Source organism: Microbacterium sp. NPDC055442 (assembly GCF_053644215.1).
The window spans coordinates 323,668-336,254 of sequence record NZ_JBSHLF010000003.1 but is presented as its reverse complement, the minus strand read 5'-3'; the positions used below and the strand labels follow the sequence as shown (position 1 = coordinate 336,254).

The 12,587-nt window shown below is 71.1% G+C and carries 12 protein-coding genes; 1 reads left to right on the top strand and 11 read right to left on the bottom strand.

The window, feature by feature from the left end; genetic code table 11:
- Position 1: 1 nt before the first annotated feature.
- From ACWIBS_RS08870 to hisC, 8 genes are all read right to left on the bottom strand, one after another.
- The gene (locus tag ACWIBS_RS08870; RefSeq protein ID WP_376127002.1) at positions 2 to 415 is read right to left on the bottom strand and encodes a Fur family transcriptional regulator; all 414 of its coding nucleotides are present in this window, start codon (positions 413 to 415) and stop codon (positions 2 to 4) included.
- A gap of 10 nt (positions 416 to 425) precedes the next feature.
- Positions 426 to 1,283, bottom strand: coding sequence for a metal ABC transporter permease (locus ACWIBS_RS08865; protein ID WP_376127004.1), 858 nt, complete (start codon positions 1,281 to 1,283; stop codon positions 426 to 428).
- A complete protein-coding gene (locus tag ACWIBS_RS08860; RefSeq protein ID WP_376127006.1) occupies positions 1,280 to 2,086 on the bottom strand; it encodes a metal ABC transporter ATP-binding protein in 807 nt (268 codons plus the stop codon). The genes ACWIBS_RS08865 and ACWIBS_RS08860 overlap by 4 nt, the downstream gene beginning before the upstream one ends.
- Positions 2,083 to 3,042 (bottom strand): metal ABC transporter solute-binding protein, Zn/Mn family, encoded by a 960-nt coding sequence (locus ACWIBS_RS08855; protein ID WP_376127008.1) that lies wholly within the window; start codon positions 3,040 to 3,042, stop codon positions 2,083 to 2,085. The genes ACWIBS_RS08860 and ACWIBS_RS08855 overlap by 4 nt, the downstream gene beginning before the upstream one ends.
- 57 nt (positions 3,043 to 3,099) lie before the next feature.
- A complete protein-coding gene (locus ACWIBS_RS08850; protein WP_376127009.1) occupies positions 3,100 to 4,392 on the bottom strand; it encodes a dihydrolipoamide acetyltransferase family protein in 1,293 nt (430 codons plus the stop codon).
- A gap of 104 nt (positions 4,393 to 4,496) precedes the next feature.
- Positions 4,497 to 5,480 carry an alpha-ketoacid dehydrogenase subunit beta gene (locus tag ACWIBS_RS08845; protein WP_376127011.1) on the bottom strand — a complete coding sequence of 328 codons (984 nt, stop codon included), beginning with the start codon at positions 5,478 to 5,480 and terminating at the stop codon, positions 4,497 to 4,499.
- Complete coding sequence (locus ACWIBS_RS08840; RefSeq protein WP_376127012.1) at positions 5,477 to 6,613, bottom strand: thiamine pyrophosphate-dependent dehydrogenase E1 component subunit alpha; 1,137 nt, start codon at positions 6,611 to 6,613, stop codon at positions 5,477 to 5,479. The genes ACWIBS_RS08845 and ACWIBS_RS08840 overlap by 4 nt, the downstream gene beginning before the upstream one ends.
- A 4-nt stretch (positions 6,614 to 6,617) precedes the next feature.
- On the bottom strand, positions 6,618 to 7,730 hold the full coding sequence (gene hisC, locus ACWIBS_RS08835) for a histidinol-phosphate transaminase (RefSeq protein WP_376127014.1): 1,113 nt from the start codon (positions 7,728 to 7,730) through the stop codon (positions 6,618 to 6,620).
- A 119-nt stretch (positions 7,731 to 7,849) separates the two neighbouring features.
- On the opposite strand from hisC, the gene ACWIBS_RS08830 reads away from it, so the two are divergent.
- A complete protein-coding gene (locus ACWIBS_RS08830) occupies positions 7,850 to 8,248 on the top strand; it encodes a phage holin family protein (RefSeq protein ID WP_376127016.1) in 399 nt (132 codons plus the stop codon).
- Here ACWIBS_RS08830 and ACWIBS_RS08825 read toward each other — a convergent pair.
- The 3 genes from ACWIBS_RS08825 to ACWIBS_RS08815 all read right to left on the bottom strand — a co-directional run bounded on the left by ACWIBS_RS08825 (position 8,196) and on the right by ACWIBS_RS08815 (position 12,556).
- Positions 8,196 to 9,566, bottom strand: coding sequence for a hypothetical protein (locus tag ACWIBS_RS08825; RefSeq protein WP_376127018.1), 1,371 nt, complete (start codon positions 9,564 to 9,566; stop codon positions 8,196 to 8,198). The two genes, ACWIBS_RS08830 and ACWIBS_RS08825, sit on opposite strands and share 53 nt — an antisense overlap.
- Positions 9,563 to 9,814 carry a hypothetical protein gene (locus tag ACWIBS_RS08820; RefSeq protein WP_376127020.1) on the bottom strand — a complete coding sequence of 84 codons (252 nt, stop codon included), beginning with the start codon at positions 9,812 to 9,814 and terminating at the stop codon, positions 9,563 to 9,565. Before ACWIBS_RS08820 ends, ACWIBS_RS08825 begins: the two co-directional genes overlap by 4 nt.
- Positions 9,815 to 9,907: 93 nt before the next feature.
- Complete coding sequence (locus tag ACWIBS_RS08815; protein WP_376127022.1) at positions 9,908 to 12,556, bottom strand: ExeM/NucH family extracellular endonuclease; 2,649 nt, start codon at positions 12,554 to 12,556, stop codon at positions 9,908 to 9,910.
- Positions 12,557 to 12,587: the final 31 nt, after the last annotated feature.

The following is a 12,587-nucleotide window of genomic DNA, read 5'->3' as shown; positions in this document are numbered from 1 at the left end:
ATCAGCCCGCGACACGCTCGCTCGTCCGCGACCGCGCGCAGGTCGCGCACAGCCCGAAGATGTCGACGACGTGCTCGGCCTCGGCGAAGCCGTGGCTCTCGGCGGTGCGGCGGGCCCACTGCTCGACGTCGGACGCCTCGATCTCGACCGTGAGTCCGCACGAACGGCAGATCAGGTGATGATGGTGCGCCGTCGTCGTGCACGCGCGGTAGAGGGCTTCGCCCTCGGGGCTCTGCAGCGAATCCGCTTCGCCCTGCGCGGCGAGACCCGCCAGAGCCCGGTAGACGGTCGCCAGGCCGATGCCGGTGTTGTCTTCGCGGAGCGTCGCGTGCAGCGTCTGCGCGCTCACGAAACCCGGGGTGTCGGCGAGGGCTTCGCGCACGCGCTCGCGCTGCCACGTGTTCCGCTGGGCCATGCCGGGGAGTCTACCCGCGGGCTCTGAGCGGTGCCCGGGAGCCGCGGAACCGGCACACGAGGTAGATCGCGAACGAGATCGTCGTGATGTAGGGGCTGACGGGGAGCGTGCCCATGATCGCGAGCAGGATGCCGCCCACGGCCGAGACGAAGCCGAAGACGGCGGCGAGCACGGGCACCGCGACGGGTCCCGTCGCGACGCGCATCGCGGCGGCGGCGGGAGTCACCAGGAGCGCCATGACGAGCAGGGCGCCGATGATGTGCACCGCGACGGCGACCATGAGGCCCAGCAGCAGCATGAACGCGAGCGACACCGCTGTCGTCGGCACTCCGCGTGCGGCGGCGGACTGCGGGTCGAGCGAGTCGAAGCGCAGGGGCCGCCAGATGAGCAGCATCCCGACCAGCACGAAGACGCTGATGCCGATGAGCCAGCCGAGCTCACCGGTCTGCACCGACACGATCTGACCCGTCAGCAGACTGAAGCGGTTGGCGCTGCGGCCGTCGTAGAGCGAGAGGAAGAGGATGCCGAGCCCCAGACCGAACGGCATGAGCACGCCGATGATCGAGTTGCGGTCGCGCGCGCGGGCGCCCAGCCAGCCGACGATCGCGGCGGCGAGCACCGATCCGACGATCGAGCCCGTCACGACGTCGACGCCGATGAGCAACGCCGCCGCGGCGCCCGCGAACGACAGCTCGCTGATGCCGTGCACGGCGAAGGCCATGTCGCGCTGCATGACGAAGACTCCGACAAGACCTCCGACGAGGCCGAGGACGGCGCCCGCGATGACGGAGTTCGACACGAGCCCGAGGATCTCGGCGTAGTCGCCCAGACCCCCGAACATGGCGTCGGCGATGTCGGACCAGCTCATTCGTGCTCTCCGTCGTGGTGGTGGTGAGCGCTCTCGGCGTCGGGGGCCCCGACGACGACGAGCCGGTCGCCCGCGCGCAGCACGAACACGTGTGCGCCGTACAGGTCGGTGAGCACGTCCGAGCGCAGCACCTCGCCGGGTGTGCCGAGCATGAACCGGCCGTTCGCGATGTACAGGATGCGATCCACCTTGCCCAGGAGCGGGTTGATGTCGTGCGTGACGAGCAGGACGGCGGCACCGGCGTCGCGGCGGTGGCGGTCGATGAGCCCGATGACGGCTTGCTGATTGGCGAGGTCCAGACTCGTCAGCGGCTCGTCGCACAACAGCAGTCGCGGATCGTCGGCGAGCGCCTGGCCGACGCGCAGGCGCTGCTGCTCGCCCCCCGACAGCAGGCCCACGGGCCGGTCGGCGAACGCGCGCGCGCCGACGGCGTCGACGAGCGCGTCGATGCGCGCGCGATCGCCGCGACGCGGGAAGGGCAGGCCGAAGCGGTGCCCGTCGACGCCGAGGGCGACGAGGTCGCGGCCACGCAGCGACGTCTCGGGCGGCAGCGGTCGCTGCTGCGGGATGTATCCGACGCCGCGGTTGCCGCGGTGGTGCACGCGCTGGCCGAACACCTCGATCCCACCGCCGCTGAGCGGCTCGAGCCCGAGGATGGCGCGCAGGAGGGTCGTCTTGCCGGTTCCGCTCGGCCCGAGCACCGCGATGAGCTCGCCGGGCGCGACGTCGAGGTCGAGACCCGACCACAGTTCACGGTCGCCGCGGTGCAGCGACGCGTCGCGGATGACGAGCGGGTGGGTCATCCGCGCAGCGCCTCGCCGAGCAGGGTGACGTTGGCCTGCATCCACTCGAGGTACGTCTGGCCCTCGGGCAGCGTCTCGCTGAACTCCACGACCGGGATGCCGAGCGACGCGGCGTCGTCGGTGATCGCGGTCGTCTCGGCCCCGCCGGTCTGGCGGTTGACCACGACGGCGGCGACCTGCCCGGTCTGCAGGAGCTTCGTCGCAGCCAGCAGCGTCGCCGCGGGCACATCGCGCCCGTCTTCGACGGCGTGCGTGAAGTCGTCGGGTGCGATGTTGACGAGGCCGGCCGCCTCGGTCAGGTACAGCGAGACGGGCTCGGTCACGAAGATCTCGGCGCCGCCGAATTCGGTCGACAGCGTCCCGAGCGTCGACTCGATCTCGTCGATGCCGTTCGTGAACTCGGCCAGGTTCGCCGCGAACGCGTCGGCGTTGTCGGGATCGAGCGCGCTCAGCTCCATCGAGATGGCCTCGGCCAGGTGCGCCATGACGTGCGGGTCGTACCAGACGTGCTCGTTGACCGAGTGGTCGTGGTCGTGGTCGTGATCGTGGTCGTCGTCGCCGTGGTCGTGGTCGTGGTCGCCGTGGTCGGCGGGGGGCGTCGCCTCGGAGAACTCGACGGCGGGCACGACGGGCCGGACAGCTCCCGCCCCGTCGACGAGGGCGTCCATGAACGCGTCGTACCCGCCGCCGTTCATCACGACGAGATCGGCGCGCGACACCGAGAGCTGGTCGCGCGCGCTCGCCTCGAACGAGTGCGGATCCTGCGAGGCCGACGACACGATCGACACGACGCTCACGGCGTCGCCGCCGATCGCCTCGACGATCTGCCCGTAGACGTTCGTCGAGGCGACGACCGAGATGCGACCGTCCTCGGCCTCGGCGCCGGTCGAACAGCCCGCGAGGGCGAGGGTGGCGGTCAGGGCCACAGCGGTCAGGATGCGTCGCGTCGAAGTCACTCGCAGACTCTAACAGCTAATGAGAATCGTTCTCAACACGGGTGCGGCCGCGCGGCCTCAATCGAGCAGCAGCGCGGGCTCCTCGAGCACCGAGGCGACATCGGCGATGAAACGCGACATGCCGTCGCCGTCGACGACACGGTGATCGAAGGACCCCGCGACCGTCGTGACCCAGCGCGGGCGGACCTCGCCGTCCACGACCCACGGCTTCTGCCGGATCGTGCCGAGGGCCACGATCCCGGCCTCACCGGGGTTGATGATCGGGGTGCCGGCATCCATTCCGAACACGCCGATGTTCGTGATCGTGATCGTGCCGTGCTGCTGATCGGCAGGAGTGGCGCGACCCTCGCGCGCCGTCGCGGTGAGCTTCTCGAGGGCGCGGGCGAGCTGGCGCAGGTTGAGGTCCTGCGCATCTTTGATGTTCGGCACGAGCAGGCCCCGCGGCGTCGCGGCGGCGATCCCGAGGTTGACGTAGTGACGCACGCGGATCTCGGCGCCGCCGTCGACCTCGACCCACGCCGCGTTGACCATGGGCGTGCGGCGGACGGCCCAGATGACGGCGCGCGCCATGATCAGCAGCGGCGAGACCTTGACGTCGGCGAAGTCGGGCGAGGCCTTGAGCCGCTTGACCAGTTCCATCGTGCGGGTCGCATCGACGTCGGTCCACACCGAGACGTGCGGCGCCGTGTACGCCGACCGGACCATGCCCGACGCCGTCGCCTTGCGGACGCCCTTGACGGCGATCGTCTCCTCGCGGCCGGCGCCGTCGTCGCCGACGGCGATCGTCTCTTCGCGCACGGCGCTGCGCTCGGGCGTCGCGATGTTGCGGAACACCGAGGCCTGCGACGCGTGGGTCACGACGTCGTCGCGCGTCACCTCTCCGGCGGGGCCCGTCGCCGTGACGGTCGACAGGTCGACGTCGAGATCGCGCGCGAGCTTGCGGATCGGCGGCCTCGCCACGACCCCGGTCGACGCCTCGATGCGCTTCGCCTGGTCGGCGGGCTTCTTGCGCCGCGACGTCACCTCGCCGCCGGTCCCGTACCCGACGAGGACCGAGCCGCCGTCGTCTGCGGGGGACGGCGCCGCCGCCGGCGGTGCGGGCGGGGTCGCAGCATCCGTGATCGTGATGATCGCGGCGCCGACCTCGACCGTCGCGCCCTCGGCCGCGAGCAGGTCGCCGACCGTGCCGGCGAACGGCGACGGCAGCTCGACGAGCGACTTCGCCGTCTCGATCTCGACGATGACGTCGTTGACGGCGACCGTGTCGCCCGGCGCGACGCGCCACGAGACGATCTCGGCCTCGGTCAGTCCCTCGCCCACGTCGGGCAGCGTGAAGGTCTGCATGCTCATGCTCATTCCTCTCCGAACCCGCGAGACTGCAACGGAGCGCCGAGACTGCGGGGTTCACCCGCTGTCTCGGCCTCCCGGTGCAGTCTCGCGGTCATGGGTGGGGGTCAGTAGGCGAGGGCGCGGTCGACGGCCTCGAGGATGCGGTCGGCGTCGGGCAGGTACGTGGCCTCGAGCTTCGCGGGCGGGAAGGGCGTGTCGAAGCCCGACACCCGCAGCACGGGCGCCTCGAGCGCGTAGAACGCCCGCTCCATGACGGTCGCCGCCACTTCGGAGCCGAGCGACGTGAAGCCCGGCGCCTCCTGCGCGTAGACCATGCGGCCGGTGCGGCGCACGGAGTCCAGGATCGGGCCGTAGTCGATCGGCGACAGCGAGCGCAGATCGATCACCTCGCACGACGTGCCCTCGGACTCGGCGAGCGCCGCCGCCTGCAGCAGCGTCGTCACCATCGCGCCGTGCCCGACGAGCGTGACGTCGGTGCCGGGGCGCACGAGCCGCGACGCGTGCAGCGGCAGCGGGCGGGTCGTCGTGTCGACCTCGCCCTTCTGCCAGTACTTCGCCTTCGGTTCGAGGAAGATGACGGGGTCGGGCGAGTCGATCGCATCCTGGATCATCCAGTACGCGTCGTTCGGCGTCGACGGGCTCACGACCCGCAGGCCGGGCGTGTGGGTGAAGTACGCCTCGGGGCTCTCCTGGTGGTGCTCGACGGCGCCGATGTGCCCGCCGTACGGGATGCGGATGACGACGGGGAACGACATCGCGCCCTCGTGCCGGTTCGTGATCTTCGCGAGCTGCGACGTGATCTGATCGAACGCGGGGAACACGAAACCGTCGAACTGGATCTCGCACACGGGCCGGAAGCCCGCCATCGCGAGGCCGATCGCCGTGCCGACGATGCCGGACTCGGCCAGCGGCGTGTCGATCACGCGGCGGTCGCCGAACTCGGCCTGCAGCCCCTCGGTGACGCGGAAGACGCCGCCGAGCGGACCGATATCCTCGCCCATCAGCAGCACGCGGTCGCTGTCGGCGAGCGCTGCGCGCAGTCCCGCATTGAGGGCGCGGCTGAACGCCATGGTGGTCGTCTCGCTCATGCGCCGGCCTCCTCGAACGATGCCTCGTAATCGGCCAGCCACGCCCGCTGCTCGTCGATGAGCGGATGCTGCGCGCTGTAGACGTGCGAGAACATCACGTCGTTCGGGATGCTGCCCAGCTCGGTCGTGCGCACCCGGATGTCGTCGGCCGTCGCCTCGGCTTCGGCGTCGACGTCGGCGAAGAAGGCGCTCGATGCACCCCGGCCCTCGAGATACGTGCGCATCCGCGCGATCGGGTCGCGCTCGGCCCAGGACTGCTCCTGCTCGGACGTGCGGTACTTCGTGGGGTCATCGCTCGTCGTGTGCGCGCCCATGCGGTAGGTCAGCGCCTCGATCACTCGGGGACCGGCGCCCCTGCGCGCCTCATCGAGTGCCGTGCGGGTGACGGCGTAGCTCGCGAGGACGTCGTTGCCGTCGATCTGGATGCTCGGGATGCCGTAGCCGTGGCCGCGGCGCACGAGCGGAACGCGCGACTGCGTCGAGACGGGCACCGAGATCGCCCACTGGTTGTTCTGCAGGAAGAACACCTCGGGAGTGCGATAGCTCGCGGCGAACACCATCGCCTCGTGCACGTCGCCCTGACTCGAGGCGCCGTCGCCGTAGTAGACGAGGACGGCCTCGTCACGGTCGGGATCGCCCGTGCCGCAGCGGCCGTCGAAGACGAGTCCCATGCCGAAGCCCGTCGCGTGCAGCGTCTGCGCACCGAGCACGAGCGTGTAGATGTGGGTGTTGCCGTTCGCAGGATCCGTCGGGTCCCACCCGCCGTGCGTCACGCCGCGCATGAGGCGGATGATGTCGATCGGGTCGACGCCGCGGATCTTGGTCACGACGTGCTCGCGGTAGGACGGGAAGAGGTGGTCGTGCGGCCTGGCCGCGCGCGCCGAGCCGACCTGTGCGGCCTCTTGCCCGAAGCTCGGAGGCCACAGGGCGAGCTGCCCCTGACGCTGCAGGTTCGTCGCCTGCCGGTCGAAGGCGCGGATGACCGCCATGTCGCGGTAGAGACGCTCGAGCTCTGTCTCGGGGAGCGCGTCGATGAGCGCCAGGTACGGTTCGGCGGCGGCGGTCGGGGCGAACGTTCCGTCGGCCGCGAGAACGCGGACGACCTCGGACTCCTCGCTGAGGGGCGTCGTCATCGTTCTACGCTATCGACCGGCCCGAGTGCCCTTCTGGGAGGTCCTTCACAACGGATGCCGCAATCCGTAGGACGTTCTCGACAGAGGCTTCCTCGCCGACCGAGATACGGATCCCGTCGCCCGCGAAGGGTCGCACGATGAGTCCGGCCGCGTCGAACGCCTCGGCGATCGCGAGCGTCTCGTCGCCCGCAGGCAGCCAGACGAAATTGCCCTGCGCCTGCGGGACGGCCCAGCCCGTGTCGCGGAGCGCCGCCGCGAGGCGATCGCGACGCTCGGCGATCGTGCGCACACGCTCGAGCAGGTCCGCCTCGGCGTCGAGGCTCGCGAGCGCGGCTTCCTCGGCGTGGTTCGTGACCGACAGGGGGATGGCGGTGCTCCGTGCCGCATCGAGGATGCGCGGGTGCCCCACGGCGTAGCCGACGCGCAGACCCGCGAGACCGAACGCCTTCGAGAACGTCCGCAGCACGACGACGTTCGGGCGGTCGGCGGCCCGAAGGACGCGCTCGCCGTCGACGGCGTCGGGGTCGGTCACGAACTCGGCGTACGCCTCATCGAGGACCACGAGCACGTCGGCGGGCACCTGCGCGACGAACGCGTCGAACTCCGCCTGGGTCACGATGGGGCCCGTGGGGTTGTTGGGGCTGCACACGATGATGGCCCGCGTGCGGTCGGTGATCGCGGCGGCCATCGCCGGCAGGTCGTGGCGCGCATCGGCGGTCAACGGCACCTGCACGGCGGTCGCCCCCGCCACGACGGCGAGCCACGGGTAGGCCTCGAACGAGCGCCACGCGTAGACGACCTCGTCGCCGGGACCCGACGTCGCCTGCACGAGCTGGGCGAGGATCGACACGCTGCCGGCGCCGATGTGGACGGAGTCCGGCCCGACGCCGAAGCGCTCGGCGATGCGCTCACGCAGACGCGCCGCCGACGCGTCGGGGTAGCGGTTGAGCGAGGTCGCGGACTGCACGGCCTCGAGCACGCCCGGCAACGGGTCGAACGGGTTCTCGTTGCTCGACAGCTTGAACGCTTCGCCACCGGCCTGCCGGCCCTGCTTGTACGGCGGCAGGGCGGCGATCTCGGCACGGACGCGGATGGGGAGGTCGGAGGCTTCGGTCACGATGCAGAGTCTACGAGCGAGAGCGGATGCCGCGTCAGTCGGCCGTTGATACCATTTCGGAACCGGGCGGCAGCGCTGTTCTCGCTCGCGCGGGTGGAGCGCGTGCGAGACTGCCGGGTATGCGCTTCATCATCCGCGTCGTCATCAATGCGTTCGCCATCTGGATCGTGACGCTCATCCCCGCGTTGCAGGTCAGCGTCATCGCGTTCCCTCCCGGCGAGACGCTCCAGCTCGTCCTGACCCTGCTGCTCGTCGCGGCGATCTTCGCGATCGTCAACACGATCATCGGCACGGTCATCAAAGTGCTCGCCTTTCCCCTCTATGTCCTGACCCTCGGACTCATCGGGCTCATCATCAACGCCTTCCTCCTCTGGCTGACGGGGTGGATCACGTCGTTCTGGGACTGGGGCCTGCGGGTAGAGAGCTTCTGGTGGGGTGTGCTCGCGGCGATCCTCATCTCGCTCATCAACTGGCTCTTCGGAATCCTGCTGCGCCCCCAGCAGAAGCGGCGGGACTGACGGCGCGTTCCGCACCGAACTCGACGACGTCGACCCGCTCGGCCGTGCCGAGTTCGGCGAAGACGGCACGCACGGCCTCGACGCGCGGATCCGTCGACGCGTCGACCATCGCCGCCGTCTCGGCGTAGTACCTCATGCCGTGCGACGGCGTCGCGGCGTCGATCACATCGGGCGTCGGGTCGGTCGAGCGTTCGACGACGAAGCTGCCGGGAGCCCCGACAGGCGCCATACTGCCGCCGCCGGCGAGCCCGGCGATCGGGTCATCGGTGTGGCGCAGCGCGACGCTCAGCGTGCGGTGCCCCACATCGGCCTCGACGGGAGAGCCGAACGAGACGAGCGTGCGCGTGTCGTACCCTCCCTCGAGAGCGAGGTGCGACGTGATCATGGCGCCCTGCGAATGCCCGAAGGCGTGCACCGTGTCGCCGGGGCGCGCTCCGGCGGATTCGAGCGCGGCGAGGGTCGCCTCGTAGGAGGCCGACGCCCGTTTCGCCGCGAGGTCGACGTTCGACCGCGCATCCCACGCCTCCGGCCCCCCGGCGCCGGCCGACTTCGTGCCCGACACGTAGACGGCGTACTGCGCCGATCCGCCCGGCATGGCGTACCGCTCGACCCGCACGCGCGTCGCACCGTCGCCGGGCATGCGGGATGCCGCAGCAGCGAGGCTCGCCGGAGCCGTCGTCGTGCCGGTGGACACGCGCTCCACCGTGACCGCGTCTCGCGCGGGAGCGAGTCGCTCATGCCGGCCGATCTGCCCCCAGCGGCTGAACCCGACGACGCCCGCTCCGAGGATCGTGCCGAGCCCGCCGACGACTCCTCCGACGACGGCAGCGGGAGCGCTGAAGATGCCGCCCAGATCGAAGCCCGTCTCGGTGGCCTGGCGTACGAGCTCGGACGGCCACATGATCGCGCGCTCGAACGCGAGCAGCGACGCCTGCTCGCCGATGCCGGAGTACTCCGCCCCGAGCGCGGCGCGACGGCGGGCGATCCGGTCCAGCGCGGCCTCGTCCCCCGTCGCGACGGCTGCCGCGTGCTGCGCATCGAGGTCGACGAGCTCGTAGATCGCCGCGGCCGCCCGCAGTTGCTCGGCGATCGCGTCGGCATCGAACTGCACGTGCAAGAGCCGCCTCGACAGCACGGATGCCGCACTCTGAGCCCCGGCATGACGCTCGGCGAACAGCATGTTCTGCACCGCACCGAGGCGTGCCGCCAGCTCATCGAGCTCGACGCGGGCACCGACGAACCGTGCCGCCGTCGCACGCAGCGTCTCGGTGTCGACGGCGACGGCACCACCGCCGCGGATGTCGAGCTCGCCTGTCACAGCGGGCCTCGATCGAGGCGCGCCCACTCGAGCGCGCGAGCGTGGACCGCCGCGGCTCTCGCCGTGTCGGCGAGCGCCGCCAGGCTCGCGACGTCGCCGGCCCAGCGTTCGGCGCGCTCGTGGAACGCCGTCGCCGCGCTCGACTGCCAGTCGGTGAGGCCCGAGAGGGTGCGCGCGTGCTGTGCGGCGTCGACGAACCGGCGGGCCAGCGCGTCGAGCTCCCGGATGATGATGTCGAGCTGCGTCACCCAGCCATGATCGGCGCGTCACTCATCGCACGACCGGCGCCCACCGGCATCCGTGCACTCCCGGGCTGTTGCCCCGGCTGGGGAGGAACCGGGTCAGCGGCGGAAGATCGCGGTTCCCACGTAGACCTTCGCCGTGGCGGTCGAGCTGTTGCCCGCGGCATCCGTGGCCGTATAGGTGAACGTGTAGACGGCGTCGTTCACGGCGCGGACGCGGAACGACGTGTCGCTGAGCGTGGTGATCGCCGCCCTCTTGGCGCCGGTCGCCGTCGCCGAGGTGAGCGTCACCGTGACGTCGCCGCTGTCGTCGGTCGCGCGCACCGTCATGTCGACACGGCGGTCGCCGATCGGCAGGACGATCCACCGCTGCGACGGCGTGACCGTGATGCTCGGCGCTGTCGTGTCAGGCGCCTCGAGGTCGAGCCCCACGACGACGGGGTCGTGGTCGCTCGAGCGGTAGACGTCCGGTGCATACAGGGCATCCTGCGCGTCGGCCTTGAACGTCATGTCGTAGTCGATGAGGCTCGGCTCGTCGGCGTTGACGTTCCACACGGCGGCGCCGGCGACCTCGTCGACGATGTCGCTGCCGGCCAGCGCGTGGTCGAGCGAGCCGAGCTGCCCGTCGAACACGTACGTGTAGCTGTCACCTCCGACGACGTCGCTATAGCCCGCGCCGTAGAGCACCTGCAGGGGGTCTTCCTGCGCGTAGGCGTTCAGGTCGCCGAGGATCAGCTCGCGCCCCGCGCCCTGACCGGTCGGATCGGTCGCGAGCCAGTCGGCGAGCGCCGCGGCCGCCTGCGTGCGCACGCCGTTGCAGTTGCCCTGCCCGTTCGGATCGGTCGGATCGCCGACGGCGGCGCAGGTCGAGCCCTTCGACTTCAGATGGTTCACGACGACCGTGAAGGATGCACCGTGCGCGTCGGTGAAGCTCTGCGTGAGGCCGGGCCTGTTGAAGTCGTCGAGCCAGCGCGAGTCCTGGGACTGGTCCATGAGCTGGAACGCGCCCGCCGGGGTGACCGATGCCGGCTTGTACAGGATCGCCGTCGCGATGACGTCGGTGCCGATGACGCCCGTCTCGATGTGGTCGTAGACGTCGGCGCCGAGCCGGGTGTTGAGCGCGGCGGCGAGGGCGGCGACGGCGGTGCCGTTGTTCTCGATCTCGACGAGCCCGAACACGTCGGCGTCGATCTCGGCGAGCGCCGTGACGATCTTCGCCTGCTGGCGTTCGAATTCGACCGGGTCGTCGGCGCCGCGCGCGTCGGGACCCGTGAGCGTCGTGAAGTAGTTGAGCACGTTGAAGCTGGCGACCGTCAGATCACCCTCGACCTCGGGCGCGGGCGGGCGCGGGTTCGCGACCTCGACGTCGGCTCCCTGCGTCGGCTGGACCGCCCACGTGTCGAAGCGGTAGTCGAGCACGCCCGTCACGTTCGCGACGAGGTCGCCGCCCCGGAAGCTGTTCTGCAGCGTGAACTCGGCGCCGTTCGGGTGGATCGCGGGGTCGGGGTTCTGTATGCCGCGGCCGTCGTCGACCGTGATCGACTCGGCGGCGTTCCGCGCGGCGAGCGCGACGGCTTCGGGTGAGCCGGCGTCGTACAGCTGCGTCGGCTGCATCTGGCGGCCGAGCGTCAGGGTGATCGTGCCGAACCGGCCGAACTCGAAGTGCTCGCCGATCGCGAGCTGCTGCGGCAGCGTCACGCGCATGCCCTCGAGGGCTTCGCGCTGCTCGGGCGTCGCGGGGAGCGTGAGCGGCGTCGCCGCCGGCAGCTCGGCCGTGCCGCACACCTCGATGCCGCCGGCCGTGATCTGCGTCATCCCGAACGCCTCGTCGGCGACGCCCGCGACGCTCACGACGTCGCCCGCCGCGACGTCGGCACCGCCGGGAGCGTAGACGAAGATGCCGTCCGAGGTCGCGGGGTCCGCATCACCGGCGTCCTGCACGTAGTAGCCGTCGAACCCGCCGACCTGGAAGTCGCCGACCACGGTTCCCTCGACGCGCACCGTCGTGCCCGGCACGGGCGTCGCCGAGCCCGCGCCCTGGATCGACCCGATCGTCACGGCGTCGAGGTCGCATCCCGCCTCACCCGGACCCGGCTCGGTCGGCTCGAGCGTCGTCGTGTTCGCCGCACCGGGGGTGTTGACGGCCTCACCGGCCACGAGAGTGCCCGTGAACCCCGGGATGCCGGCGAGATCGAAGTCGTTGCGCACCCAGTCCGCGGCGCCGTCGGGCATGCGCGACGCCCCTCCGGGAGCGAAGGCGAGACCGTCGTACGCGACGCCGAGCGTCACACCGCCGTAGGTCAGGTCGGTCGCGCCGCCGTCGTGCACGGCGACGGCGTCGACGACCTCGAATCCGAACCCGTCGTCGATGACGCCGTCGTCGTCGGCGTCAATGTCGGTGCCGACCGCCGGGATCGTCCCTGTCACGAGCAGCAGGCTCAGGCTGCCGTTCTCGAGCGTGTTGGCCGCGAGTTCGGCGAGCGACCGGCCCGCGGCATCCGGAGCGGGGAACGTGATGACGTTGTCGACGACGCCCGTGGCCGGAGCGTCGCCCTCGACGCCCAGCAGCGCGTAGCCGACGAGGTCGACGCCCGCGGGAACCAGCAGCTCGACGTATTCGACGTCGGCGCCGGCCGTCGATGCCGAGAACTCGTTGATGACGAGTTCGGGCGGCGGCGCGGCCGACGCGGGGGCGGAGCCGACCAGCACGAGTGCGACAGCGGCGATGAGGGCGGAAAGACGACGCACGGCAACCTCCAGCAGAGACGCGGGGAGCGGT